The organism is Mixta theicola, assembly GCF_002895925.1.
In the GTDB taxonomy this organism is placed as follows: Bacteria; Pseudomonadota; Gammaproteobacteria; order Enterobacterales; family Enterobacteriaceae; genus Mixta; species Mixta theicola.
Genome location: NZ_NWUO01000018.1, coordinates 31,903 through 57,465, shown reverse-complemented (window position 1 = coordinate 57,465; position 25,563 = coordinate 31,903). Strand labels below are relative to the sequence as shown.

General features: G+C 54.1%; 23 protein-coding genes and 4 pseudogenes. 19 read left to right on the top strand and 8 right to left on the bottom strand.

From position 1 onward, the window contains the following. Positions 1-122 precede the first annotated feature (122 nt). Positions 123-815 (top strand): EAL domain-containing protein, encoded by a 693-nt coding sequence (locus COO59_RS18400; RefSeq protein ID WP_240614162.1) that lies wholly within the window; start codon positions 123-125, stop codon positions 813-815. A gap of 16 nt (positions 816-831) precedes the next feature. On the opposite strand, the gene pth is transcribed toward COO59_RS18400, so the two are convergent. Further along, entirely contained in the window at positions 832-1,419 is a 588-nt protein-coding gene (gene pth / locus COO59_RS18395) for an aminoacyl-tRNA hydrolase (protein ID WP_103061173.1), read from the bottom strand. Between the two features lie 249 nt (positions 1,420-1,668). Between pth and ychH the strand changes: the two genes are divergently transcribed. Then, positions 1,669-1,956 carry a stress-induced protein YchH gene (gene ychH / locus COO59_RS18390; protein ID WP_103061172.1) on the top strand — a complete coding sequence of 96 codons (288 nt, stop codon included), beginning with the start codon at positions 1,669-1,671 and terminating at the stop codon, positions 1,954-1,956. Here the strand turns inward: ychH and COO59_RS18385 are convergent. The 4 genes from COO59_RS18385 to lolB all read right to left on the bottom strand — a co-directional run bounded on the left by COO59_RS18385 (position 1,953) and on the right by lolB (position 5,888). Beyond that, positions 1,953-3,110, bottom strand: a complete 1,158-nt coding sequence (locus COO59_RS18385) for a GGDEF domain-containing protein (protein WP_103061171.1) — start codon at positions 3,108-3,110, stop codon at positions 1,953-1,955. The genes ychH and COO59_RS18385 overlap by 4 nt on opposite strands. 217 nt (positions 3,111-3,327) lie before the next feature. After that, the gene (gene prs / locus COO59_RS18380; protein WP_103061170.1) at positions 3,328-4,275 is read right to left on the bottom strand and encodes a ribose-phosphate diphosphokinase; all 948 of its coding nucleotides are present in this window, start codon (positions 4,273-4,275) and stop codon (positions 3,328-3,330) included. A gap of 135 nt (positions 4,276-4,410) precedes the next feature. Next, the gene (gene ispE, locus COO59_RS18375; protein WP_103061169.1) at positions 4,411-5,274 is read right to left on the bottom strand and encodes a 4-(cytidine 5'-diphospho)-2-C-methyl-D-erythritol kinase; all 864 of its coding nucleotides are present in this window, start codon (positions 5,272-5,274) and stop codon (positions 4,411-4,413) included. Beyond that, entirely contained in the window at positions 5,271-5,888 is a 618-nt protein-coding gene (gene lolB / locus COO59_RS18370) for a lipoprotein insertase outer membrane protein LolB (protein ID WP_103061182.1), read from the bottom strand. The genes ispE and lolB overlap by 4 nt, the downstream gene beginning before the upstream one ends. A 222-nt stretch (positions 5,889-6,110) precedes the next feature. Between lolB and hemA the strand changes: the two genes are divergently transcribed. The 10 genes and pseudogenes from hemA to COO59_RS21690 all read left to right on the top strand — a co-directional run. Then, positions 6,111-7,367, top strand: coding sequence for a glutamyl-tRNA reductase (gene hemA, locus COO59_RS18365; RefSeq protein WP_103061168.1), 1,257 nt, complete (start codon positions 6,111-6,113; stop codon positions 7,365-7,367). A 36-nt stretch (positions 7,368-7,403) separates the two neighbouring features. After that, entirely contained in the window at positions 7,404-8,486 is a 1,083-nt protein-coding gene (gene prfA, locus COO59_RS18360; RefSeq protein WP_103061167.1) for a peptide chain release factor 1, read from the top strand. Next, entirely contained in the window at positions 8,486-9,313 is an 828-nt protein-coding gene (prmC, locus tag COO59_RS18355; RefSeq protein WP_103061166.1) for a peptide chain release factor N(5)-glutamine methyltransferase, read from the top strand. The genes prfA and prmC overlap by 1 nt, the downstream gene beginning before the upstream one ends. A 13-nt stretch (positions 9,314-9,326) precedes the next feature. Beyond that, complete coding sequence (locus COO59_RS18350; protein ID WP_103061165.1) at positions 9,327-9,725, top strand: SirB2 family protein; 399 nt, start codon at positions 9,327-9,329, stop codon at positions 9,723-9,725. After that, positions 9,722-10,531, top strand: a complete 810-nt coding sequence (gene sirB1 / locus COO59_RS18345) for an invasion regulator SirB1 (protein ID WP_103061164.1) — start codon at positions 9,722-9,724, stop codon at positions 10,529-10,531. Before COO59_RS18350 ends, sirB1 begins: the two co-directional genes overlap by 4 nt. A gap of 35 nt (positions 10,532-10,566) precedes the next feature. Then, positions 10,567-11,421, top strand: a complete 855-nt coding sequence (kdsA, locus tag COO59_RS18340; protein ID WP_103061181.1) for a 3-deoxy-8-phosphooctulonate synthase — start codon at positions 10,567-10,569, stop codon at positions 11,419-11,421. A gap of 205 nt (positions 11,422-11,626) precedes the next feature. Further along, positions 11,627-11,767: pseudogene (locus COO59_RS18335) on the top strand (IS21 family transposase); the annotation flags it as partial. 130 nt (positions 11,768-11,897) lie between these two features. Beyond that, a pseudogene (locus COO59_RS18330) lies at positions 11,898-12,425 on the top strand (DUF2778 domain-containing protein). A gap of 388 nt (positions 12,426-12,813) precedes the next feature. Next, positions 12,814-13,050, top strand: a pseudogene (locus COO59_RS21695) (transposase); the annotation flags it as partial. Beyond that, a pseudogene (locus tag COO59_RS21690) lies at positions 13,032-13,259 on the top strand (integrase core domain-containing protein); the annotation flags it as partial. The pseudogenes COO59_RS21695 and COO59_RS21690, both read left to right, overlap by 19 nt. Positions 13,260-13,584: 325 nt before the next feature. On the opposite strand, the gene COO59_RS18315 reads toward COO59_RS21690, so the two are convergent. Together COO59_RS18315 and COO59_RS18310 are read right to left on the bottom strand one after the other, a co-directional pair. Beyond that, on the bottom strand, positions 13,585-14,547 hold the full coding sequence (locus tag COO59_RS18315) for a sugar-binding transcriptional regulator (RefSeq protein ID WP_103061162.1): 963 nt from the start codon (positions 14,545-14,547) through the stop codon (positions 13,585-13,587). A 35-nt stretch (positions 14,548-14,582) separates the two neighbouring features. Then, positions 14,583-15,377 (bottom strand): triose-phosphate isomerase, encoded by a 795-nt coding sequence (locus COO59_RS18310; RefSeq protein ID WP_103061161.1) that lies wholly within the window; start codon positions 15,375-15,377, stop codon positions 14,583-14,585. 244 nt (positions 15,378-15,621) lie between these two features. On the opposite strand from COO59_RS18310, the gene pdxA reads away from it, so the two are divergent. The 7 genes from pdxA (at position 15,622) to tkt (ending at position 23,369) form a co-directional block, all read left to right on the top strand. Further along, the gene (gene pdxA / locus COO59_RS18305) at positions 15,622-16,629 is read left to right on the top strand and encodes a 4-hydroxythreonine-4-phosphate dehydrogenase PdxA (RefSeq protein ID WP_103061160.1); all 1,008 of its coding nucleotides are present in this window, start codon (positions 15,622-15,624) and stop codon (positions 16,627-16,629) included. Between the two features lie 36 nt (positions 16,630-16,665). Then, complete coding sequence (locus COO59_RS18300; RefSeq protein ID WP_103061159.1) at positions 16,666-18,381, top strand: four-carbon acid sugar kinase family protein; 1,716 nt, start codon at positions 16,666-16,668, stop codon at positions 18,379-18,381. A gap of 94 nt (positions 18,382-18,475) precedes the next feature. Continuing rightward, positions 18,476-19,492: a 2-keto-3-deoxygluconate permease gene (locus COO59_RS18295; protein WP_103061158.1), complete on the top strand. Its 1,017-nt coding sequence runs from the start codon at positions 18,476-18,478 to the stop codon at positions 19,490-19,492. A gap of 1 nt (position 19,493) precedes the next feature. Then, positions 19,494-19,868, top strand: a complete 375-nt coding sequence (locus COO59_RS18290; protein WP_103061157.1) for a PTS glucitol/sorbitol transporter subunit IIA — start codon at positions 19,494-19,496, stop codon at positions 19,866-19,868. Between the two features lie 39 nt (positions 19,869-19,907). Continuing rightward, positions 19,908-20,366, top strand: a complete 459-nt coding sequence (locus COO59_RS18285; RefSeq protein WP_103061156.1) for an RpiB/LacA/LacB family sugar-phosphate isomerase — start codon at positions 19,908-19,910, stop codon at positions 20,364-20,366. A gap of 30 nt (positions 20,367-20,396) precedes the next feature. Beyond that, entirely contained in the window at positions 20,397-21,347 is a 951-nt protein-coding gene (gene tal / locus COO59_RS18280) for a transaldolase (RefSeq protein WP_103061155.1), read from the top strand. A gap of 18 nt (positions 21,348-21,365) precedes the next feature. Then, positions 21,366-23,369: a transketolase gene (gene tkt / locus COO59_RS18275; protein WP_103061154.1), complete on the top strand. Its 2,004-nt coding sequence runs from the start codon at positions 21,366-21,368 to the stop codon at positions 23,367-23,369. A gap of 47 nt (positions 23,370-23,416) precedes the next feature. On the opposite strand, the gene COO59_RS18270 is transcribed toward tkt, so the two are convergent. After that, positions 23,417-25,483, bottom strand: coding sequence for a TonB-dependent receptor plug domain-containing protein (locus COO59_RS18270; protein WP_103061153.1), 2,067 nt, complete (start codon positions 25,481-25,483; stop codon positions 23,417-23,419). Between the last annotated feature and the right edge of the window lie 80 nt (positions 25,484-25,563).

Below are 25,563 nucleotides of genomic sequence, written 5' to 3'. Positions count from 1 at the left end.
CGGATGCGGCTGATTTCATGCCTGGCCTGCGGGAAAAAGCGTTTTAAATCTGCAATTGTGCTGATTGTTGCTAATAATAAGAACGAGACGTAACGAGAGGCGGGAGGCGCAACCAGTTTTATATGAGCAAGCCGCAACAGCCGCTGGAAATAATGTGCGATGTGCTGCATACGCCTGCCGGGCGTATCGTTGCGCTTGATCTGCATTATGATGAGCCGCAGTCGGACGCATATCGCGGCGAGGTCGGTCGGCTGAAGCTGAACAGCCTGCCTACGGCGCAGCGGGAAGAGCTGTTAATTCAACAGCTGCTGAGCCTGGAAAGCATGTCCGCCTTGCTGCGTCAGCGCCAGTGGCTTTGCTGTATTACGCTGGATTTTACGCTGGCGCAGCGGGTCACCGAGTCGGCATTTATTCGCCATATTCTGCATCATCTGCCTTTTTTACGGCTGTCGTTATCCGAAGCGTTCCCCAATCTGCATGATGGAATCAATAACCCATTAATAAGAACGCTGAGCGAACAGCTGAATATTTTATGGCTGAGCGATCTTGGGGCTGGCTACGCCAACCTGAATGCGGTGCAAAGCCATATATTTGAAGCGGTCAGGCTGGACCGGCGTTTCTTCGCCGAAAACGTGCATAAATCGATGTTTATCGTGCTGCTGCGGCAGATTATGCAAATGACCAACCGGCTGATTGTCGATGGCGTGGCGGATGAGGCGCAGCGGACAATGCTGGAGCAGCAGGGCGTTTGGGCGTTGCAGAACTATCTGTACGCGCCGCTGCCGCTCAGTGAAATCGGCGGCCTGCCGGATTAGCGCGGCAGGCATAACATTAACTCGCCTTGTAACTATGCAGGCGGTTCATCGCCTTCAGCAAATCGTCCTTTAACCAGACTTCCGTACAGCGGGCCGCTTCATCAACCGCATTATCGATCAGCGTTTGCTCAGAGGCTGGCGGTTTACCCAGCACAAAACCCACCACCTTATTACGATCGCCCGGATGACCGATGCCGATGCGCAGGCGATGAAAGTTGGGATTGTTTCCCAGCTTGCTAATAATATCTTTCAGGCCGTTATGACCGCCATGTCCGCCGCCCAGCTTGAACTTCGCCACGCCTGGCGGCAAATCCAGCTCATCATGGGCCACCAGAATCTCTTCGGGCGCGATGCGATAGAAAGTCGCCATCGCCGCCACCGCTTTACCGCTCAGGTTCATAAAAGTGGTCGGCACCAGCAGGCGTACATCTTTCCCCGCCAGGTTGAGCCGCGCGGTATAGCCAAAAAATTTACTCTCTTCTTTCAGGGACTGATTATGGCGCTCTGCAAGCAAATCCACATACCAGGCGCCAGCGTTATGGCGCGTTGCGGCGTATTCGGCGCCAGGGTTGGCAAGGCCAACAATCAGCTTAATCTCACTCACGGTGTATTTCCTGCTAAAAACCGAAGGGCGATAGTGTAGCGGCCTGCCGGTCAGAATACAAAGCGGGCGGCGCTTTTAGTTGCGCCAGGTAATAATACCTTTTCTATATAAATACAGCAGGTTATCGATAAGATTTATCAAACAGTAGTTAAAATGTGTGATCGTGTACGCAACGAGCGGATGGATCATCTCCTAAGCTTATGGTGATTTAACAGTATGTGCTGGGTAGCCAAAAAGAGGAGGCAGGGAATGAAACGTAAAAGCGCAATGATTGCAGGTAATGGCCTGATGGGTCTTGGATTACTGACCATGATTGTGGGGATCGGTTATGCGGTACTTAACCAACTGCCGAAGCTCCAGTTGCCTGCCGTATTAACACCCGTCGCGATCCTCTGTATTTTTATCGGCGCGCTGCTGTGGCTGGTTGGCGCACGTATTAGCGGTCGCGAAAAGGTGGCAGATCGCTATTACTGGCTGCGCCACTGCGGCGATCAGCGCTGCCGTCGCGCCTCACATCATCGCCCCCACACCCATTAAAGCTTAAGTTTATCCAGCGTCGCGGCCTGCGGCGCTGAGGTCATTTCAATACGGTTGCGTCCGTCCGCTTTAGCCTCATAGAGCGCTTTATCAGCCATCATCATTAACGTTGAAAAACTGTGGGTTCTGCCGGCGGCAATGCCAATACTCACCGTATATTCAATATTATCCGGGCGAGAAATCATCGCCAGCAGCCGAATATCTTCGCACAGACTCTGCGCTTTCTGCACATCGCCAACAAAAAACGCGGCAAATTCCTCGCCGCCCAGCCGGGAAAACGTGCATTCCGCAGGCAGAACCTTCTCCACGACGCGGCAAAAATCAAGCAGCACCCGATCGCCCTGGTTATGACCATACCGGTCGTTAATGTTTTTAAAATGATCCAGGTCGAACACCAAAGCGACAAGGGGGAGCTGTTTCTGCAGGCTTTTTTTCTCGGCCATCCCCACCTGGGCAAACAATCCACGTCGGTTCCAGACGCCGGTAAGCGGATCGCGCAGCGAAGCCTGTTTATAGCGTATCTGTGTGCGCTCATTAACCATGGCCAGAATGGTGAAGGTCAGGCCAATCACAAACAGCGTTGACTCCAGAATTACATAGCTGGCAAAAGGGCTGTTGCCCATCGCGCCGTGGCCGGACGAGCCGCTGTCGAAACACATGCGCGAGAGATGAAAAATCAGATGCAAGCACAGCAGCTGCTGCGCTGGCCAGAAGGTGATCTGCAGGCAGGCGCGTGAGCGGGTAAGCAGGGTAATCAACGCGACGGTATAGCTGATGCACAGCAGGCAGCTCACCATAATACGCTTCGGCATGGAGTAAAAAAACGAAGGAAAGCAGCAGAGCAGCGCCCAAAGCAGCGCACCAAATAACCAGCCAGGCCCTGGGCGAAGCCCGGCAAAAACGCGAAAGGCGTTCAGCCACATGCCATAGGCCAGCATCACCAGCGTATTGCCCACCGCCACAGGAAGAAACAAATGGCCGTGGCTCCGCAGGCTGCCGAGCCATACCGAGGCCATAGTGGCGATAATTGCTATGGTAGTAAACCCCAGCACCCGATCGTAGTGCGCGCCGCTCCAGGCAAAAATCATAATGATGCTCAGAAAGCCCAGCACATAGAGTTCACAGATAAACAGGGTGTAGACATCAAGCGCCATAAAGAGCTTCCCCATAAAAAACCGCAGCAAAATATCACGACTCGCCGGTTGTAAAAAGCGCTTAACGCAGCGGTAAAAGAGAGTGCCGGTAACATTACGCGTTTTGCGAACGAACGATCGTGGGATTAGCTATACGGGCGGCAGGCTTATCTGCAGATGGCGCAAAGAGTTAGATAAAAAAAACCGGGCATGAGCCCGGTTTTCAATATATCAGCGATTAATGTTCAAACATCGCGGAAATGGACTCTTCATTACTGATACGGCGAATCGCTTCAGCCAACATGCCTGAAAGCGTCAGGGTACGCACAATAGGCAGCGCCTTGATCTCGTCGGCCAGCGGGATGGTATCGCAAACCACAACTTCATCAATAACTGAGTGACGCAGGTTTTCCGCCGCGTTGCCAGAGAAAATCGGATGGGTTGCATAGGCGAAGACCCGTTTGGCACCGCGCTCTTTCAGCGCTTCGGCCGCTTTACACAGCGTGCCGCCGGTATCAATCATATCGTCAACCAGTACGCAGTCGCGGCCTGCCACGTCACCAATAATATGCATAACCTGAGAAACGTTAGCGCGCGGACGACGTTTATCGATAATGGCCATATCGGTATCGTTAAGCAGTTTAGCGATGGCGCGGGCGCGTACGACGCCGCCAATGTCCGGGGAAACCACAATCGGGTTCTCCAGACCAATCTGCAGCATATCTTCCAGCAAAATCGGGCTACCGAACACGTTATCAACCGGAACGTCGAAGAAGCCCTGGATCTGTTCTGCGTGCAGGTCCACTGTCAGCACGCGGTCAACGCCGACGCTGGAAAGGAAATCCGCAACCACTTTAGCGGTAATCGGCACGCGCGCTGAACGAACGCGACGGTCCTGACGAGCATAGCCAAAGTAGGGAATTACAGCGGTAATACGACCAGCGGAAGCGCGACGCAGCGCGTCTACCATTACAACCAGCTCCATCAGGTTGTCGTTGGTAGGGGCACAGGTGGACTGGATGATGAAAATATCACCACCGCGTACATTTTCATTGATTTGTACGCTCACTTCACCATCGCTGAAACGACCGACGGCGGCGTCGCCCAGGCTGGTGTAAAGGCGGTTGGCAATACGTTGTGCTAGTTCCGGGGTGGCGTTACCAGCAAAAAGCTTCATATCAGGCACGAGAAGAACCTCAGGCTTTGCGTCCAGAGAATGCACACAGCGGACGGCAACGGGCGCGCTATATCCGTCGCATGCGTGCATACGGGTGTATTAAAGCGTTCTGTGCAGCATCAGGAACAGGGTGACACTGTCACTTCACGCCAGGTGCCCTGAAAGAATGCGGTGAAGAGGCGAAAGGTTTACGCCTTGCGCCACGAATCCCTGCATCCAGTTCGGGGCCAGCTCAAGCACCTGACGGGCAGCGGACTCGGTGTCGAATTCTGCAAACACACAAGCGCCGGTTCCTGTCAGGCGCGACGGCGCGTATTCTAGCAGCCAGGAAACAAGCGCATCAACCTCGCGAAAACGTTTTCTTACGACTGTCTCACAATCATTGCTGAAAGGAGCCTGTAACAGCGCATCAAATGAGCGTACCGGCGAATTACGCGTCAGTTCAGGATCGTTAAACACGAGCGGGGTAGGAACGGACACGCCAGGGTGCGCCACCAGATACCATTTTTCCGTCGGCGCGGCGGGCTGCAGCGCTTCGCCTACGCCCTCGGCAAAGGCCGCGTGGCCGCGCACGAAGACCGGAACATCGGCGCCCAGCTGCAGACCCAGCGCGCACAGCGCCTCGGTTTCCAGCCCGGTATTCCACAGATGATTAAGCGCGACCAGTACCGTAGCGGCGTTGGAAGAACCGCCGCCCAGTCCGCCGCCCATCGGCAAACGCTTATCAATGGCAATATCCGCGCCGGCCTGCGCCGGCAGCGTGCCGCGATCGGCGCAGGCGCGCATCAGCAGCCGTGCGGCGCGCACGATAAGGTTATCCTCATCCGCCACGCCGGGAACCGGCGTTAATAAACGAATCTCGCCGTGCGGCTGCGGCGTAATTTGCAGGCTGTCGCCATAATCGAGAAACTGAAACAGCGTCTGCAGATTGTGGTAGCCGTCAGGACGACGGCCGGTGATATAGAGAAACAGGTTTAGCTTCGCCGGTGCGGGCCAGGTGGTGATCATTGTACGGTCCAGCTATCCATGCGCAGTTTGATACGTTTATCGCCCTGTTTTAGCTCAATGCTGGCAGGCAACGCCGGGGTAACCTTGTTGTCATAGCCCTGAATCGTGACATTCCACCGTTGCCCGTTGCGGCTGTAGCTTAGCGTGCGCAGCTGATATTGCTCGTCCAGGGTAAAATCGGTGGCGTCTCCCGGCAGGCCGAGCATCCACTGACGCAGGTTCGCCAGCGGAATATCCATGCCGGTCAGCTGCGAGATCATTTTTTCAGCATCGTTGCTGACGTAGCGTTTGCCTTTGTTATCCACCAGCTGCACCGTTGAGCCCTGCGCATCCAGCTGCAGTTCGGTGCTGCCGAGCGGGTTGGTCAGCAACAAGCGATAGCGGTCAGATGCGGTTTGCTGCCAGTTAAAGCGCGCATAGACCTTTTGCTGGTCAGAAAGCCAGGCGAAAGCACCGCGCGTTTGATAGCGGGTGATTTTTTGTACCGCCTGCTGGTGTTGCTGCCACTGCAAAGAGGTGGGACTCTGACCGGGGCCTTGTGGTTTATTGATGGTACAGGCCGCCAGCAGTACGCTGGCAAGGGGAAGCAGCCGCAAAGGGCGGCGGATAAACAGATCAAACACCGGGTCATCTCCTCAGACACACTTTTTAGAGCCAAACGAGTAACGCTAATCATTCACCTGCTACCCGTCAACGTCGAATTACCCAAATTCAGTCTTATCAGCTATATCTTATTACAGTCATAGTCTTTGTATGGCTTTTCATGATCTCACGCATCTTGTAGAATGCGCCTCATAAAACCCCAACAATATTGGGATAACCCGATCTGATTCACCATGACGCTGCTGGCCCTCGGAATAAATCATAAAACGGCACCCGTTGCCTTACGCGAACGAGTTACCTTCTCGCCGGATACGCTGGATAAGGCTTTAAACAGCCTGCTGGCGCAGCCGATGGTGCAGGGAGGCGTTGTGCTGTCTACCTGTAACCGTACTGAACTCTATCTTAGCGTAGAGCAGCAGGAAAACCTGCATGAACGTCTGGTGCAATGGCTGTGTGAATACCACAACCTGCGTGAAGACGAGGTGCGTAAAAGCCTCTACTGGCATCATGACAATGAGGCGGTTAGCCATCTGATGCGCGTCGCCAGCGGGCTGGACTCGCTGGTGCTCGGCGAACCACAGATCCTCGGCCAGGTGAAAAAAGCCTTTGCCGATTCTCAGCGCGGCCATTCGCTCTCCAGCGAACTGGAGCGCATGTTCCAGAAAACGTTTTCCGTTGCCAAACGCGTGCGCACCGAAACCGATATTGGCGCCAGCGCCGTTTCTGTTGCCTTTGCCGCCTGCACGCTGGCTCGCCAGATCTTTGAATCGCTCTCTACCGTTAACGTGCTGTTGGTCGGCGCGGGCGAAACCATCGAACTGGCGGCGCGCCATCTGCGCGAACATCACGTGAAAAAACTGATTATCGCTAACCGCACCCGCGAGCGTGCACAGCTGCTGGCGGATGAAGTCGGCGCGGAAGTGATCGGCCTGGCGGATATTGATAGCCGTCTGGCGGAGGCGGATATTATTATCAGCTCCACCGCCAGTCCGCTGCCGATTATCGGTCGCAGTATGGTCGAGCGGGCGCTGAAGGCGCGCCGCAATCAGCCGATGCTGCTGGTGGATATTGCCGTACCGCGCGATGTCGAGCCGGAAGTCGGCAAGCTCGCTAACGCTTACCTTTACAGCGTCGATGACCTGCAGGCGATTATTGAAAATAATATGGCCCAGCGTAAGGCGGCGGCAGTGCAGGCCGAAACCATCGTCGCTCAGGAAAGCAATGAATTTATGGCCTGGCTGCGCGCTCAGGGCGCGGTCGAGACCATTCGAGACTACCGTGAACAGGCTGCTCAGATACGCGCTGAGCTGGAAGCGAAAGCGCTGGCCGCGTTGCAGCAGGGCGCGGATGCGCAGGAAGTGCTGCAGGACCTGGCTCATAAACTGACCAACCGGCTGATTCACGCCCCTACTAAATCCCTGCAGCAGGCTGCACGCGACGGCGACGTTGAGCGCCTGCAGATCCTGCGTGAAAGCCTTGGGCTGGACTAGAACAATCCCACACCAATACAGGGTAAACCATACCAGATGAAGACTTCTATTGTTGCCAAACTGGAAGCCTTGCAGGAGCGCCACGAAGAAGTGGAAGCGATGCTTGGCGATGCCAGCGTCATCGCCGAGCAGGAGCGTTTCCGTGCGCTGTCGCGCGAATATGCCCAGCTTACCGACGTCAGCAAATGCTTCCGTCAGTGGCAGCAGGTACAGGAAGATATTGCTACCGCAGAGCAGATGCTCAGCGACGCGGAAATGCGCGATATGGCAATGGACGAACTGAAAACCGCACGTGCGCAGAGCGAAGAGCTGGAACAGCAGCTACAGGTATTGCTGCTGCCGAAAGATCCGGACGACGAGCGCGATTGCTTTGTAGAAGTCCGCGCGGGCGCGGGCGGTGATGAGGCGGCTATTTTTGCCGGCGATCTGTTCCGTATGTATAGCCGCTTCGCCGAATCGCGCCGCTGGCGCGTTGAGGTGATTAGCGCTAACGAAGGCGAGCACGGCGGTTATAAAGAGATGATTGCTCGCGTTAGCGGCGAAGGCGCTTACGGCAGGCTGAAGTTTGAATCGGGCGGGCATCGCGTGCAGCGCGTGCCGGAAACCGAATCCCAGGGGCGTATCCATACCTCCGCCTGTACCGTTGCGGTGATGCCGGTACTGCCGGAAGCGGAGCTGCCCGATATTAATCCGTCCGATCTGAAAATTGATACTTTCCGCTCGTCGGGCGCCGGTGGTCAGCACGTAAACACCACCGACTCGGCCATTCGTATCACCCACTTGCCCACCGGCATCGTGGTGGAGTGTCAGGACGAACGTTCGCAGCATAAAAACAAAGCCAAGGCGCTGTCGGTGCTGGGCGCGCGTATTCATGCCGCTGAAATGGCCCGACGTCATGAGCAGGAGGCCTCCACGCGTCGCAACCTGTTAGGCAGCGGCGATCGCTCCGATCGTATCCGTACCTATAACTTCCCGCAGGGGCGCGTGACCGACCATCGCATTAACCTGACGATCTACCGTCTGGACGAGGTGATGGAAGGCAAGCTGGATACCTTGATCGAACCGATTGTGCAGGAGCATCAGGCCGATCAGCTGGCTGCGCTTGCCGGGCAGGATTAATGGAGATTCGCAGCTGGTTAAAGGCCGCCTGCGCCACGCTGTGCGGCGGCGAAAGCCCGAAGCGCGATGCCGAAGTGTTGCTCTCTTTTGTCACGGGAAAATCGCGCAGCTGGCTAATGGCGTTTGATGAGACGCCGCTGGACGCTGCACAGCTGGCGCAGCTCAACGCGCTGATCGCCCGGCGTGCCCGCGGCGAGCCGGTGGCGCATCTGACCGGCGAGCGTGAGTTCTGGTCGCTGCCGCTCACCGTTTCGCCGGTCACCTTAATCCCGCGTCCCGATACTGAAATTCTGGTTGAACAGGCGCTGGCGCGTCTGCCTGAGCGCGCGGTTGATATTCTTGATCTCGGCACCGGCACCGGCGCGGTGGCGCTGGCCATTGCCAGCGAGCGGCCCGATTGCCGGGTTATCGGCGTCGATCGGGTGGCGGAAGCGGTACAGCTGGCGCAGCACAACGCGCACAAGCTGCAGATCGCTAACGTCTCCTTTTTACTCAGCGACTGGTTCAGCGCGCTGGACGGCAAAAAGTTTGCGCTGATTGTCAGCAATCCCCCTTATATTGATGCCGCCGACGTTCACTTACAGCAGGGTGACGTGCGCTTTGAGCCGCTTAGCGCGCTGGTCGCGGAAGAACAGGGGCTGGCCGATATTCGACATATTGCAACGGCGGCCCGGCATTATCTGCTGCCGGAAGGGGCAATAATGCTTGAGCATGGCTGGCAACAGGGAGCGGCAGTGCGTACTATCCTGTCTGCCCATGATTATCAGGCAATAGAGACCTGCCAGGACTACGCGGGTCACGATCGCGTGACTTTAGCCAACTATTAACAGGGAGAGCATCATGGCCGCTTATTATGGCGTGATTAAACATCTGCATCTGCTCACCGTCGCCGTGACGGCGCTGCTGTTTATTCTGCGTTTTTTCTGGCTGCAGCGTGGTTCAGCCATCATGTCGCAGCGCTGGGTGCGCATTGTGCCGCATATTAATGATACGTTGCTGTTTATCACCGGGATAAGCCTGGTGATGATTACGCACTTTTATCCGTTTACGCCGCAGGGTTCCTGGCTGACGGAAAAGCTGTTTGGCGTTATTATCTATGTCGCCCTGGGCGTAGTGGCTTTTGGCCGTCGCCCGCGTGAGGCTAAAGTACGCTGGATTGCCTTTATCGTGGCGCTGGCGGTGCTGGGCATCATTATTAAGCTGGCCGTAACCAAACTGCCGCTTTTGGGGATTGTATGACATCAGTAACGAATATAGATTTTAGCGAAGCGCCGCTGTGTGAAGCGGTGATCGCCACCTCACGCGCTATCCGCAACGATTTCCCGACAGACGCGGTTAACGCGCAGCTGCAGGCGCTGGTTGAGGAAGCGCGCGACTACGTTTCGACGGTAAAAGGGCCCGATTTTCAGCTGGAAAAGCTGCTGGAGCTATTCTATAAAAAGTGGAAATTCGGCGGCGCCAGCGGCGTCTATAAGCTTTCCGACGTGCTCTGGCTGGACAACGTACTGAATACGCGTCGGGGAACGGCGGTATCGCTGGGCGTGGTGCTGTTGCATATTGCGCATCAGCTGGAGCTGCCGCTTATGCCGGTTATTTTCCCGACGCAGTTGATTTTACGCGCCGACTGGATGGATGGCGAGATGTGGCTGATCAATCCGTTTAACGGTGACACGCTCAGCGAACATACCCTGGAGGTCTGGCTGAAAGGCAATATCAGCCCAACGGCGGAACTGTATGATGAAGATCTGGATGAGGCGGAGTCGTCAACCGTTATCCGCAAAATGCTGGATACGTTGAAAACCGCGCTGATGGAAGAAAAGCGTATGGAGCTGGCGCTTAACGTCTGCAACCTGCTGCTGGAAATCGATCCGGACGATCCGTATGAAATTCGCGACCGTGGTCTGATCTATGCGCAGCTTGACTGCGAACACGTTGCCCTGACCGATCTGAACTATTTTGTCGAACAATGCCCGGAAGATCCGGTTAGCGAAATGATTAAAGTTCAGATTCACGCAATAGAACAGAAACAGGTGACGCTGCACTAAGCGGCGGTAGCCATTCAATGAAAAAAGGCGAAGGCATGAAAGAAAAAGTTGTCAGTATCGGTGATATTCAGGTCGCCAACGATCTGCCGTTTGTACTCTTTGGTGGAATGAACGTACTGGAGTCGCGCGATCTGGCGATGCGCATCTGCGAACACTACGTTACCGTGACCAACAAGCTGGGTATCCCTTACGTTTTCAAAGCCTCTTTTGATAAAGCTAACCGTTCATCTATTCACTCCTATCGTGGTCCCGGCCTGGAAGAGGGCATGAAAATTTTCCAGGAGCTGAAGCAAACGTTCGGCGTAAAAATCATTACCGACGTACACGATGCTTCACAGGCGCAGCCGGTCGCGGACGTAGTGGATGTGATCCAGCTGCCTGCGTTTCTGGCGCGTCAGACCGATCTGGTTGAAGCGATGGCGAAAACCGGCGCGGTGATTAATGTGAAGAAGCCGCAGTTCGTCAGCCCGGGTCAGATGGGCAACATCGTCGAGAAGTTTGCCGAAGGCGGTAACGACAAAGTTATTCTGTGCGATCGCGGCGCTAACTTTGGTTATGACAATCTGGTTGTTGATATGCTGGGCTTCAACGTAATGAAGAGAGTCTCTAACAACAGCCCGGTGATCTTTGACGTGACCCACGCGCTGCAAACGCGCGATCCGTTTGGCGCCGCGTCCGGCGGCCGTCGTGCACAGGTCGCTGAGCTGGCGCGCGCCGGGATGGCGGTAGGCATCGCGGGTCTGTTTATCGAAGCGCATCCGGATCCGGCTAATGCGAAATGCGACGGCCCGTCCGCGCTGCCGCTGGACAAGCTGGAGCCGTTCCTGGTACAGATGAAAGCTATCGATGATCTGGTAAAAAGCTTCCCGGCGCTGGACACCAGCAAATAATCGCGAAGCCTTCAGGATTAAAAAAAGCAGCGGCCAAACCGCTGCTTTTTTATTGCCAGCCATAAACCATCTTCTGTGGAGGTGGTGATTGCTCCTGTAAGGCTATAGCCTGAAGAAACCCATGCCGGAAGAGCTCTAAATATGGATGGCATGATGAGATGAGATGTTTACAGGGACGACTTACTGGTGGTGTAAGTATCCCGTCTACACCCGTAATAGTTTCTATATCCCGTTAATGACGCGTCTGTATCCAATGGGGGGCACCGTTGACGTTGAAATCGCAAGCCGTTATGGCCTGCGCTGGCTGTACGATGTGGCCAATCAGCGGAAGCATGAAACCATCCGATTGCTGGACATGTGACTATCGAGCAGTTAGAGAGCATCGTGCCACTTTTAAAACCGCACAAACAATAAGACTTTGGTGTGTTAGAATTTTTTTATCGTTTATGGAACTAACGAAAAAGGAACTTGGCCAAATGTCTTTACAAGGAAAATTTGTTGTTAATGGTGCCGACTTCAGCCCTTTGTTGATCTATGGCGTCGGTACATTTATGGCTTATTCAGGTAATGCTCAATATCGTAACCGAGCAGGCTGCGTAGGAATACCCAATAATGGCCCAATTCCCGGTGGTCGCTATTACATCGTCAAAAGGCCAACTGGAGGCTGGAAGGGGATGATCCGCACAGACCTTCATGATTTTTATTCATGGCCAACTCCGACGCCGGTTATCAAATAGGAATGGTTTGCCCTGTATCGAGATGACGGAAAAATTGATGATTACACATGGATTAACGGTGTCGAGAGAGGAAACTTTCGACTGCATCCGCCAGGGCCTCTGGGGGTATCATTAGGTTGTATAACCCTTCAGCACAGAACTGATTTTATGGTTATTCGGCAGGCATTAATTTCGACTCCGCAAGTGAGACTGGCCAATGGCTTGATGTCATATGGTACGATTGAGGTGATCCTGAATGATAATTCGACGTGTCCCAACGGGGTTTAGAATCCTTCTTGGGGTTGGGATTTTTCTACTGACATTTCTTCTGGCTCGTCCCTCTTCTCCTGTTACTGCCGGTGAGCGAGAATTTTGGATCAAAGCGGCTAGTTTCTTTGGAGAACATGACGTAGAAGGATTTGTAGGCATCTCGTTGCTGCTCGGCTGTACTTCAGTCACTATAATTGGCTACCAGATTACGGTTCGGCTAATAGAGAGAAAACTCAATAAGTCGAAGTGAAATAACCGGGCTTAGCCCGGTTCTCTTACGTGCGATCTTTCCCAGCTATCCATGAAAAAATATTCCCGTCGTAATACTGTAAGTACCCCGCATAATCGTCCCATTCACATTCAGAGATCTTCCGGCATACTCATATTGCCAATGAAGGAGATCGCTATGCGTAAGGCCCGTTTTACTGAGCATCAGATCATCACCGTGATTAAGTCGGTTGAAGCCGGACGAACCGTGAAAGATGTCTGCCGCGAGGCCGGTATCACTGAAGCCACCTGCTACAACTGGAAGTCTAAATATGGTGGTATGGAAGCTTCTGATATTAAAAAGATAAAAGACCCTGAAGATGAGAACCGCCGTCGGAAGCAGATGTTTGCTGACCTGAGACTGGAATGCCGTGCCAGAATGCCTTTATCGAAAGATTTAACCGGACATACCGGACAGAAATACTCGATTTTTACCTGTTCCGAACGCTGAATGAAGTACGGGAAAATACAGAGAGGTGGTTACACGAATATAACCGTGAACGCCCTCACCAGTCCCTGAACAACCTGACGCTGGAAGAATACCGGCTTACAAATAGAGGGTTGAAGTGTTATCAGGTCGTGAGCGGCGGCATCGGTGCGCCCCTCAGGAAAAAATGGCCATTCTTCAGAAAGAAATGGAACCCGGCATGTCCGTGTCTCATGTCGCGCGTCTGTATGGCATCAACGTAACCAGATCCTCAAAAGAAAACGTAACGTATAAAGAATAAAAGATTTTCATCGCTAAATGAATTTTTTGCACAGATGACCGATGCTTCCTGAAGAATGATGAAAGAAGGCTTCTTTTATGGTGGTTAAGGCTAAGCCGCGCTTGCGCGTTAACAGCTTGCCAGCCTGCTAAGCGCGTTAAGCTAACGATAACTGCAGACAGGGCCGCGCCAGCGACCCTGTGTTACAACGCTTTTTGCATATTAATCACCGTCCGGGCGTTGGACGCGCTGGTCGCCAGCACGTCGATAACACCGGTACGCAGGGCGCCAAGGATAGCGGTCGCTTTGGTGCTTTCCGAAGCGATGGCAATCACGCAGGGGATGGTGCGCAGTTGCTCAAGGCTCAGACCAATGACCCGATCGTTCATAACCGTATCGACCGGTTTGCCATGAATATTGAAAAAGCTATAGCCCGCGAGATCGCCCACCACGCCCTGTTCCTGACGCGCGGTAGCGATTTCCTGCGGCGTGAACCAGCCTAGCTGAACCATAAAGCTGTTTTCATTCATATCGCCAAGACCGATGATCGCCACATCCGCTTTGCTCGCCTGTTCCAGCGTCGCTTTGATCAGCCGGTTTTGCATAAACGCCGAGCGCAGCTCCGGCGTTTCGACATAGGCCGGGGCATAGAGGGTTTCGCTAAAGCCGTTGAATTTGCGCGCCAGATTACGGCTAATGTGGTCGGCATCGATCAGCTGATTATCACGCTTCGTCCCGCCGATGCCGCAAATGAAGCGGCAGTTGCGCTCTGGAAAGATCCCCACGTGACTGGCGACGGCGGCGACGTTGCGTCCCTGACCAACGGTAACGGTCATGTCGTTTTTCAAAACGCCAGCCAGATAATTGCTGACCAGCGCCGCCACCTGCTGACGTTGTTCATCCTCATCGTGATGATCCAGGGCGATAAGCGCGCGCTTGATGCCAAAATGAGAAATAAACTGCTGCTCTATCTGTGAACTGAAAACCGGGTGATATTTCACGCTGATCTCGACAATCCCTTCCTGACGAGCTTTCTTCAGCAATCGTCCAACCTTGATGCGCGAAATGCCGAAGCGTTTCGCTATCTCTTCCTGAGTCTGTTCTTGATCGTAATAGGCCACGGCAATTTCAGTTAGCAGGGCATAATCTGAGTCTTGTTCAGTCATCGCTTGGTGTTTCCATCTCTGATGTCTTCCTAATATTACTGCGCCTGAAGAATAAATTCCTGTGTAACACGTTGAACAATGTCGCAATAACCGTTGGCATCCCATGCCGCGCGGCCAATAAACAGCCCATCAATATCATCCTGATGGAGTAGCTCTACGGCATTTAGCCGATTGACGCTACCGCCATAGAGCAGGGGAATACGCTGTCCGGTTTCCACGCCGAAGGTTTCGCAAAGCGCCTGGCGCAGGGCGTGGTGGATCTCTCCAGCCTGCTCCGGTGTTGCCGGGATACCGTGTTCGCCAATGGCCCACACCGGTTCATAGGCGACCAGCGTCTGTAAAACTTGCTGCTCGCTTAAGCCGTGCAGAGCGATTTTCATCTGCCGCACCACGGTTTCGCGTGAAACCTGCCAGCGCTTTTCGTCGGCGCTATCGCCAATGCAGACGAGCGGGCGCAGGCCGTGGCGCAGCGCGCTATGCACCTTTTTGTTAATGGCGGCGTCGGTTTCGTTGAAGGCGCCGCGTCGTTCCGAGTGACCGAGTTCAACCAGGGTCGCGCCGGTCTCTGCCAGCATGGCGGCAGAGATCTCTCCGGTCCAGGCTCCGTTTTCCGCTTCATGCATATTTTGCGCGCCGGTCAGGCAGGGAAGCTGGTGCTGCTGCATATAACGGCTGACCAGCTGAATGGCGGTAAAAGGCGGGATAACGAACGGCTGAATTGCTGGATGGATAACGTCAGGCAGCCGCTGCGCCAGGGTCTCGCACCACGCTCTGGCTTCCGACAGCGGTTTGTTCATTTTCCAGCTGGTCCCTAACCAAATCGGTTTCATTTCTGTTCTCCATGCTAAGTGAATCAATAAGTTGTAGTGAAAGGGCGATTGCTGGTATGCAAGATTGAACTTTTTATCACTGTATGAACATATGTTGGATCACGTTTTTTTATAAAATAATCATATTGGCTTTTTTATGTGACAAGTATCACTAATAACCGCGCGATCATCAGGTAATGTTCTGCTCATATGATTAACACTAGATCATATGAACAAGTCTGATTTCCACTATGAGAGGCCCACGATGTCACAAGAGAAGAAACCCGTTGTCGCAATTACCATTGGCGATCCTGCCGGGATCGGCCCGGAGATTACGGTCGCGACGATGATGGACAAAAGCGTCTACGACGAGTGCAAACCTTTTTTGATTGGCTCGGTCCCGATTATCGCCAGAGCGATGAAGATCATGGGATGTGATTTCGCGATAAATAAAATTTCCCATCCGCACGAAGCCCGCTTTAGCTGGGGCACGCTGGACATACTGGAAGCCGGCGATTATGACTGCGAGAGCATCGAATGGGGCAAAGTACAGAAGCTTGCCGGACAAATGTCGCTGGACTACGTGATGAAATCGATCGAGCTGGGCAAGGCGGGCCTGATCGATGTGGTTTCCACCGCGCCTATCCATAAAGAGGCGATCAAACTGGCAGGCTGTAAATTACCGGGACATACCGAAATTTATCAGGTGGAAACGCAGTCTGATTACGGCCTGACGATGTTCCATGTTCATAACCTGCGCGTCTTCTTCGTTAGCCGTCATATGGCGCTTAAAGATGCCTGCGATTACGCCAACAAAGAGCGCGTGCTGGCCTGCGTACAGCAGATCCACCATGAATTTACCGCGCTCAATATTAAAAACCCGCGCATCGCGGTGGCTGCGCTGAACCCGCACGGCTCCGACAACGGCCTGTTTGGTCATGAAGAAGCCGACAATCTGATTCCGGCGGTGAAGGCGGCGCAGGCGATGGGCATCAACGCCATCGGGCCGGTACCGGCAGATTCCGTGTTCCATCTGGGTAAGCAGGGCCGCTACGACGCGATCCTCTCTCTGTATCACGATCAGGGGCATATCGCCTGCAAAACGCTCGACTTCGAACGCTCTATCACCATCACTTTCGGGTTGCCGTTTATGCGCAGTTCCGTCGATCACGGTACGGCTTTTGATATTGCCGGTACGGGTAAAGCGGGCACAGTCAGCATGCTGGAGTCCACGCTGGTGGCCGTGCGCTACTGGAAAATGAAACATCAATAATCGCTGACGTTAATGCGAATCAAAAAGGACAGAGAAATGGAAAAACATCTGTTGATTAGCAAGGGCAGTAAAGGCTGGGGCGGGCCGCTGACCATTAATATTAGCCAGGCGAAAAAGATTGCTTATATCACCGGGGGGATTTGTCCCCCGGTAGTTGAGCGTCTGAGTGAACTAACCGGCTGGCCGTCCGTCGATGTGTTTAAAAACGGCGAACCGCCGGAAGAGGAAATTGGCCTGATGGTAATCGACTGCGGCGGTACGCTGCGCTGCGGTCTCTATTCGAAACGCGGCATTCCAACGATCAATTTACATCCGACCGGCAAAAGCGGGCCGCTGGCAGAATTTATTCACGAAGGAATATATGTTTCCGGCGTCACGCCGGCCTGCATCGAAATGGTCTGGCCGCAGGGCGAGGGGGGCAAACTGGGTATCGTCGCTGACGATCTCACCGGCGCCACTACCGTTGGCGTCCTGCTGGCGCGCAGCGGCTTAAAAACCGCCGCCTTTTTCGATACCGAATCGTTTGCCCGCAATGAGGTTGAATATCCGGCGATGGTGGTCAGCAGCGACAGTCGTCCATTGCCGAAAGCGGAGGCGCAGCAGCAGGTCAGCGCGGCGGTTAAGCAATTGCAGGCGCGCGGTGCGCACTACTTTACCAAGCGTATCGACACCACCCTGCGCGGCGGTATTGGTTTTGAAATCGACGCCATGCTGGAGCAGCTGCCGCTGGAAACCGTCGCGGTCGTCGTCCCGGCGATGCCGCAATCGCGCCGGATCCTCGTCGGCGGCTATTCGGTGATTGATTCCGTCGCGCTGTCGCGGACCGATGTGGCGCGCGACGTGCGTACGCCTGTAACCGAGTCGTGGGTTCCGGGGCTGCTGGCGGCGCAAACTCATCATCAGGTCGGCCATGTCGCGCTGGCTTCGGTGATGAAAGGTGAGGAGCAGATACAGCAGGATTTACAGGCTCAGCAGCAGCGCGGCGTACGGGTTATCGTCGTGGACGCGATTACCGTTGAGGATGTCGATGCCATTGCCGGCGCCGTAGTTGCTTTGAACTGGAACGTGCTGGCGGTCGATCCTGGTCCGTTTACCGAGCGGCTGGCGGTGCGTCGCGACCTGATGCGGGAAGCGCGTAATAATGCGCCCACGTTGGCAGCGGCCGAAAGCCAGCGTGGATCCATTCTGGTGGTTGCCGGCAGCGCTACGCCGGTCACTAAAAAGCAGCTCCAGCATCTGATCGCCAATGACGATCGCGTTTGCCATATTCCGGTTGATGCCGAACTGCTGGTGGATAAGAAAAACGCCGCCGAAATTGAAGTCAATCGCGTGGCGCAATATGCCCGGCAGTGCGTGCCGGAACAGCAAAATGCGTTATTCGTTTTTGAGTCGGCCTTAACCGGACGGCTGCTGGACCTGCAGGAAGAAGAGCAGCGATTTGGCCTGGCGCACGGCGAGGCGGCGGAAAATATTAACCAGGGATTGGGCCGTATCGTGCGTGAGGTGCTTAACTGCGCCGGCGACGAAATTAAAGGTCTGTATATGACCGGTGGCGATACCATGGTCAATGTGCTTAAGGAGCTCGGCGCTAGCGGTATTGAAATGATTGATTACGTTATTCCGCAAACGGATATGGTACGAATCATTGGCGGTGATTATGCAGGCCTGATTTGCGTCGGAAAAGGGGGACTAACCGGCCCGGAAGATATTATAAGTACGATTGTCGAACGAATTTATAAAGAAGCACGGTAATAACCCTGAAGGACTATAACTCAATGCGGCGTAATTGTCGTCCGGGTGGTATTGCGTCGTTACCTCTGTTCAATCATACTTTATGAGTTACCCTATGAACATAAATATACTTGAAAAGATGAATAAGGTGCCAGGCGGTTTAATTATTATTCCGTTAATGGTGGCGATTCTTATTAATACCTTTGCTCCACAGGTTTTAAGTATTGGCGGGCCGACTACGGCGCTGTTTAAAGTTGGCTCCAGCGCGATGATGGGAATATTTCTGCTGGTTTGCGGCACCTCTATTAATATTCGTCAGGCGGGGTTGCCATTATATAAAGGCGCGGTGCTACTGTTTCTTAAATGTCTGGCGGGTGCGCTGGCCGTGTGGGTGGCCGGGGCGCTGTTTGGCCCGAATGGTTTTCTCGGTATTTCGATGCTGGCATTGATCGCCTGCTTAACCAGCTCGAACAGCTCCCTGTATATCGCCCTGTGCAGTAACTACGGCGATGCCAGCGATGCCGGGGCGATTTCAATATTTTGCGTTAAAGACGGCCCATTCGTCACGATGATGGTGCTGGGCGTCAGCGGGCTGGCCAATATTCCTTTCGCCGCGCTGCTGTCGATGCTAATCCCTCTGCTGATCGGTATGCTGTGGGGTAACCTTGATGAACGCTTCAAGCAGTTATGCGCTGCCGCTCAGCCGCTAATTATCATCCTTATGTCGTTTGCTATCGGCGCGAACTCCAGTATCAATACGGTCTTTACCGCCGGGCTCTCCGGCATCCTGCTCGGCATTATCTCCGCGATGACCGGGATCGTGTTCTACTTCGTCTACAACCTGTTTCTGAAAAAGAAAACGGCGCTGGGAGCCGCGCTCGGCACCACCGCTGCAAGCTCCGCGTTAACTCCGGCGATGGTAGCCCAGGCGGACCCTTCTCTGATGATATACGTTGACGCCGCCACGGCGCAGCTGGCGACGGCGAGCATCATTACCATGATTACCGCGCCGATTCTGGTGGCCTGGTTTGATAAACGTTTGAAAAAACGCCTCCCGGTAGTAGCACCGGCGAAAGAAGAGAGTAAAGAAAAGGTAGCATTAACTTCAGCTGCCGCTAAAGAGAATAAATAATATGCCTGTCTCTGTATATTCTTTACTTATCACGGCGGTTGGGGAATATGTCAAAGATTATCTGGGGGAACAGAAACTGATTTTATTTGCTGATTCCGTTCCTGACGATATGGCGATGTATTGCGCCGTACACCAGGGAAGTGAGCTGACTGCGGAATTGTCGCCCGGACAAATAATGAAAATCAATGAGGATATATATCGGGTGACGGCGGTGGGGCGTGTGGCAACGGTTAATTTAAAACTGCTTGGGCATATTACCTTAAGTTTTGATGGAGCCTTGGCTGCCGAATTACCCGGTACGGTTCACCTGAGCGGAAACCCGCCGCACGCTATCCAACCTGGCGACCGAATTTCTTTCTACCCGGCATTAAATTAAAACTGAATTAAAACGTACTGCTAATTTAAGGAAACTATCATGAAAACAATCGCTATTGGTGCGGATGATGCCGCCTATGCTTTCCGCGATGCTATCGTCGCCTATTTAAATGGGCTGGGAATTAACGTCGCAGATTACAGCAGCGATAAACGTCAGGGCAGTATGGTATACCCGGATGTTGCCCATGCGGTCGCGATGTCGATTAAGCAAGGAGAGCACGACCGCGGGATTTTAATTTGCGGCACCGGCATTGGCATGAGCATTGTGGCGAATAAAGTGCCCGGCGTGCGCGCCGCCCAGTGCCACGATACCTTCTCCGCCGAGCGGGCGCGTAAAAGCAACAATGCGCAAATTATTACCCTCGGCGCGCGCGTTATTGGCCCGGAATTAGGGAAAAAGATTATTCAGGCATGGCTGGAGTCCGAATATGAAGGCGGCGGCTCTGCGCCAAAAGTGGAGCGTATCGATTATTACGAACTCCAGCATGCCAGAGACTAGTTTCCGCCGGCGCAACAGAAGGAACAGACTATGAGCCAGCTAGACGAACTGAAAAAATACACGACGGTTGTGGCCGATACCGGCGATATCGAATCCATTAAAAAATTCGCTCCTCAGGACGCCACCACCAACCCTTCGCTGGTGCTGAAGGCCGCGCGGCTGCCCCAGTACCAGCCGCTTATCGCCGACGCCATCGGCAAGGCCCGCCGTCAGGGTGGCAGCGCAGAAACGCAGCTGATCAACGCCTGCGATCAGGTGGCGGTGGATATTGGTACGGAAGTGCTGCGCCACGTGCCGGGGCGTATCTCCACCGAAGTGGATGCGCGGTTCGCCTGGGATCGCGGCATGTGCGTGTCGAAGGCGCGCAAGCTTATCCAGCTGTACGAGAAAAACGGCATCGGGCCGGAGCGCATTTTAATTAAGCTCGCCGCTACCTGGGAAGGTATCCGCGCGGCGGAAGAGCTGGAGCAGAGCGGGATCAACTGCAACCTGACCCTACTGTTCTCTTTCGCCCAGGCGCGGGCCTGTGCCGAAGCGGGCGTCTTTTTAATCTCGCCGTTTGTCGGCCGGATTTACGACTGGTATCAGAAGAATCAGCCGCAGGCAGAATACCAGGCTGACCGCGACCCCGGCGTTGAGTCGGTACGCCGGATTTACCAGTACTATAAGTCTCACGGCTACGGCACCGTAGTGATGGGCGCCAGCTTCCGCCGCATTGAGCAGATCCAGGCGCTGGCGGGATGCGATCGGCTGACTCTCTCTCCGGCGCTGCTGGATGAACTGGCCGCCTGCGGCGATGCGCTGAGCCGCCAGCTGGAACCCGGCTGCGTGACGGAAACCCGCCCCAGCCCGCTGACCCAGGCGGAGTTCCTCTGGGAACATCATCAGGACCCGATGGCGGTCGAAAAACTGGCGGAAGGCATCCGGCTGTTTGCCGTCGATCAGGTGAAGCTGGAAAACCAGATTCGACAGATGCTGTAAGGAGTGGGGAACGTATTGATGAGCACGACGAATATTACCCGCCGCCTGTGCGCCAACGCGCTGCGCGCGCTGTCGATGGATGCGGTGCAGAAAGCGAATTCCGGCCACCCCGGCGCACCGATGGGAATGGCGGACATTGCGGAAGTCCTGTGGCGGGATTTCCTCAACCACAACCCGAACAACCCGGCGTGGGCCGATCGCGACCGCTTTGTTCTCTCCAACGGTCACGGCTCGATGCTGATCTACAGCCTGCTGCACCTGACGGGCTATGAGGTCTCGCTTAACGATTTGCAGAGCTTCCGCCAGCTGCATTCGAAAACGCCAGGCCACCCGGAAGTGGGCTACACTCCCGGCGTGGAAACCACTACCGGCCCGCTGGGGCAGGGGATCGCTAACGCGGTCGGGATGGCGGTCGCCGAGAAAACCCTGGCGGCGCAGTTTAACCGTCCGGGCCACGGCATCGTGGATCATTTTACCTATGTCTTTATGGGCGACGGCTGCATGATGGAAGGCATCTCGCACGAGGTCTGCTCGCTGGCCGGGACGCTGAAGCTGGGTAAACTGGTGGCATTCTATGATGACAACGGCATCTCCATTGACGGTCATATTGCAGGCTGGTTCACCGACGATACCGCTGCCCGTTTTGAGGCTTACGGCTGGCACGTGGTGCGCGGCGTTGACGGTCACGATGCCGACGCTATCAAACGCGCAACAGAAGAAGCCCGCGCGGTGACCGATAAACCCTCCCTGCTGATGTGCAAAACCATTATCGGTTTCGGTTCGCCGAACAAACAGGGCTCGCACGAATCGCACGGCGCGCCGCTGGGCGATGCAGAAATCGCGCTGACCCGCGAAGCGCTGGGCTGGAAATACCCGGCATTCGAAATCCCGTCTGACATCTACGCCCGGTGGGATGCGCAAGAAGCCGGTCAGGCAAAAGAGTCTGCCTGGAACGAGAGGTTCGCGGCCTACGCGCAGGCGTTCCCGGAGCTGGCCGCCGAGTTTACCCGCCGGATGAAGGGCGAATTACCCACGGATTTTTCCAGCCATGCGCAGGCGTACATCGAGAAGCTGCAGGCGAACCCGGCGAAAATCGCCAGCCGTAAAGCGTCGCAGAACGCCATTGAAGCCTTCGGTCCGCTGCTGCCGGAATTCCTCGGCGGCTCCGCAGATCTCGCGCCATCGAACCTGACTCTGTGGTCCGGCTCGAAAGCCATCAACGAAGATACCGCGGGTAACTACATCCATTACGGCGTGCGCGAGTTCGGTATGACCGCTATCGCCAACGGTATCTCTCTGCACGGCGGCTTTCTGCCGTACACCGCCACTTTCCTGATGTTCGTGGAATATGCCCGTAACGCGGTGCGAATGGCGGCGCTGATGAAACAGCGTCAGGTAATGGTCTACACTCACGACTCCATCGGCCTGGGTGAAGACGGCCCGACTCACCAGCCGGTAGAGCAGGTGGCTTCCCTGCGCATGACCCCGAACATGAGCAGCTGGCGTCCGTGTGACCAGGTGGAATCTGCGGTGGCGTGGAAATATGCCATTGAGCGTCAGGACGGCCCGACCGCGCTGATCCTTTCCCGCCAGAACCTGGCGCAGCAGCAGCGTACTGAAGAGCAGCTGGCGAACATCGCCCGCGGCGGCTACGTGCTGAAAGATTGCGTGGGCCAGCCGGAGCTGATCTTCATTGCTACCGGCTCGGAAGTTGAGCTGGCGGTTGCCGCGTGGGACAAACTGACGGCCGAGGGCGTGAAGGCGCGCGTGGTCTCTATTCCCTCTACCGACGCGTTTGACAAGCAGGATGCCGCTTACCGTGAAGCCGTACTGCCGAAAGCCGTGACTGCGCGTGTTGCAGTAGAAGCGGGCATCGCCGACTACTGGTTTAAATATGTGGGCCTGCATGGGGCGATTGTCGGTATGAGCGTTTTCGGCGAGTCGGCGCCGGCGGAACTGCTGTTTAAACAATTTGGCTTCACCGTTGACAACGTTGTCGCCAAAGCTAAGTCACTGTTGTAATTTTAAAATCCGGCCCCTCGCTGTTCTCTGGCGGGAAGGCCGTTATCTTAGAAGGTAATACGTACATTGCCATAGTAGCTACGACCATCCGCAGGATATTCTGTGTCGCGATATCGCGCATCGCTATTAAACAGGTTGTTGACACCAATATTAACGCTGACTTCAGGCAGAGTGGGTGGAGTGAGGCTAAATTTAAGGTTGGTTAACACGAAGCCCGCCAACTTGTCCCCTTGTTGATTAATGTAGCGAGACGAATTCGCTTCGACAGAGGGGATCACACTGAGCCAGGAGATTGGGTGAATATCTGCGTACAGACTACCTGAATGGCGCGGAATATCGGTCAAATGGTTGCCGGGGTTATCCAGTTCTTTGATTTGGATATAAGTATACTCCGCACCGATTGACAGCATCTCATTTACATAGCTGTTAATGCCAAGTTCAACCCCTTTACGCTCAACCACGCCCTTAACATTGATTGCCTGCCGCACTGACTGCCCCGGATAGCCTGGGTAATCTCCCTTGTTATAAATCTGCGACTCTATTTTATCGTCAATGCGGCTATAGAAGAGGTTGGCCGTTAGCTGAGTGGCGTCAAAGATCAATCCCTGGTAACCCACCTCGTAATGCATCGCCTGTTCGGCCTTCAGTCCAGGGTTAGGGATAGCTACACGATCGTCGGCCATATGAACAGAAAAGCGTTCCTTAATTGATGGCATACGTGACTTGCGCGCTATCGTTGCGTGGAAATTATGCTCTTCACTCAATTTACAGAACAGGCCGATTTGTGGGTTCCAGCTCTCCACGGTAATCAGGGCTTCTTTGACCGTTTCCGCTTTTCTTGTTTCGCGGCGATCCCAGGACAGACCAAACTGTAAATCCCATTGTGGTGCGATGTGCCAGGTATCCTCCAGCCCGAAAGATATATTCCTGTCTTCATAGGCATGATCGTCATATATTTGGCCAGATCCCTGGCGGATCATCATCTCACGATGGTTATCAAGCTTGTAATGCACCACGCCTTTCAGACTATTGTCGGTAATAATATCGCTTCCTAATTCAAGGCTACCTCCCCATGAATAATCATCGTAATTGCTGGCATCTCCGTTATAACGCGGTATAAGAAGACTGTTATCAAATTTGTCGTAAAACAGACGTGGCTTGATATAAGAAGATTCACCGATGCGCATACTGGAGACGGCGAAAAATGTTTCCCGATTCCATTTTGGCCAACGCCATGAAGTACCGGAATAACCCTCAGCATGAGGGGCATAACCTTTTTCTGCCTCCTGGCGCTGATAGCCGAGAGTATATTCGTCGGTATCATTAGGCGTGTAGCCCAGTTTGGCGCTGACTTTCCAATCCTCTACGCGATAGTTTCGTCGTTTTGTGTTTTCGTAGCTTTTGGCCATCTTGTAATAGTCGCGTTCCAGCCGGGAAGCACCTATCTGGGTGTACCACTTATCCTGACGTGTGCCCAGGTTAAAGCTGGCTTCTTTACCATTACCGGTAAAAGCGCCAAGAGTAACGTCTCCCTCAAAAGGCTCTACGGGTTTACGAGACAGAATATTAATAGCCCCGCCGATGGCATTGGGGCCATAAAGCACTGAGCTGTAGCCTTTAGCTACGTGAATACTGGCTACATCTGCCGTTGTAAAACGTGATAAATCCAGGTTGCCATCGTAAGGAACGTATGCGGGAACGCCGTCAATATAAACAGGAACCGCGAGGCTACCAAAACCGCGAACCAGGGCAAAGGATTCATTGCGTCCACCCGTTCCCGGAACGAAGGTAATACCTGGCGTCATAGAGAGTGCTTCAGCAACGTTCTTTTTTTCCAGTAACGTTATTGTTGAAGAGTCAATCTGGCTTTCCAGAGCATCTGCTGGTGAAGGTGTTTGACCGTAAACGGTCATAGTTCCCAGTTGAAAAATGGCGTCGGCATTATTTTTATTATCTTCATCATCTTTGCTCTCTTTTGCTGTTTTTTCATTTATTTCCTGCGCGCCGCTTGCTGGAATATAAAAGGTAGTGGTTGAAGCGATGAATATTCCTAAAATAACAGGCCGCCTGACGTGGGGTGTATGTTTTCGCTTGGTTACCAGTTTGGCTTTCACGGGTTCTCCAGATATTTAAAATTTACTTTCTGCGCGATGGCTGTTTATTTATTAATAAATATTGAGAATTAAAACGTTAT

Coding starts and splice junctions, on each gene's coding strand:
- pdxA (WP_103061160.1), top strand. CDS start 15,622: ATGTCACAAGAGAAGAAACCCGTTGTCGCAATTACCATTGGCGATCCT.
- COO59_RS18400 (WP_240614162.1), top strand. CDS start 123: ATGAGCAAGCCGCAACAGCCGCTGGAAATAATGTGCGATGTGCTGCAT.
- ispE (WP_103061169.1), bottom strand. CDS start 5,274: ATGATCACCACCTGGCCCGCACCGGCGAAGCTAAACCTGTTTCTCTAT.
- prmC (WP_103061166.1), top strand. CDS start 8,486: ATGGAGATTCGCAGCTGGTTAAAGGCCGCCTGCGCCACGCTGTGCGGC.
- kdsA (WP_103061181.1), top strand. CDS start 10,567: ATGAAAGAAAAAGTTGTCAGTATCGGTGATATTCAGGTCGCCAACGAT.
- COO59_RS18310 (WP_103061161.1), bottom strand. CDS start 15,377: ATGAAACCGATTTGGTTAGGGACCAGCTGGAAAATGAACAAACCGCTG.
- COO59_RS18315 (WP_103061162.1), bottom strand. CDS start 14,547: ATGACTGAACAAGACTCAGATTATGCCCTGCTAACTGAAATTGCCGTG.
- COO59_RS18350 (WP_103061165.1), top strand. CDS start 9,327: ATGGCCGCTTATTATGGCGTGATTAAACATCTGCATCTGCTCACCGTC.
- sirB1 (WP_103061164.1), top strand. CDS start 9,722: ATGACATCAGTAACGAATATAGATTTTAGCGAAGCGCCGCTGTGTGAA.
- COO59_RS18290 (WP_103061157.1), top strand. CDS start 19,494: ATGCCTGTCTCTGTATATTCTTTACTTATCACGGCGGTTGGGGAATAT.
- COO59_RS18385 (WP_103061171.1), bottom strand. CDS start 3,110: ATGGCGCTTGATGTCTACACCCTGTTTATCTGTGAACTCTATGTGCTG.
- tkt (WP_103061154.1), top strand. CDS start 21,366: ATGAGCACGACGAATATTACCCGCCGCCTGTGCGCCAACGCGCTGCGC.
- hemA (WP_103061168.1), top strand. CDS start 6,111: ATGACGCTGCTGGCCCTCGGAATAAATCATAAAACGGCACCCGTTGCC.
- tal (WP_103061155.1), top strand. CDS start 20,397: ATGAGCCAGCTAGACGAACTGAAAAAATACACGACGGTTGTGGCCGAT.
- ychH (WP_103061172.1), top strand. CDS start 1,669: ATGAAACGTAAAAGCGCAATGATTGCAGGTAATGGCCTGATGGGTCTT.
- COO59_RS18300 (WP_103061159.1), top strand. CDS start 16,666: ATGGAAAAACATCTGTTGATTAGCAAGGGCAGTAAAGGCTGGGGCGGG.
- COO59_RS18295 (WP_103061158.1), top strand. CDS start 18,476: ATGAACATAAATATACTTGAAAAGATGAATAAGGTGCCAGGCGGTTTA.
- prfA (WP_103061167.1), top strand. CDS start 7,404: ATGAAGACTTCTATTGTTGCCAAACTGGAAGCCTTGCAGGAGCGCCAC.
- COO59_RS18285 (WP_103061156.1), top strand. CDS start 19,908: ATGAAAACAATCGCTATTGGTGCGGATGATGCCGCCTATGCTTTCCGC.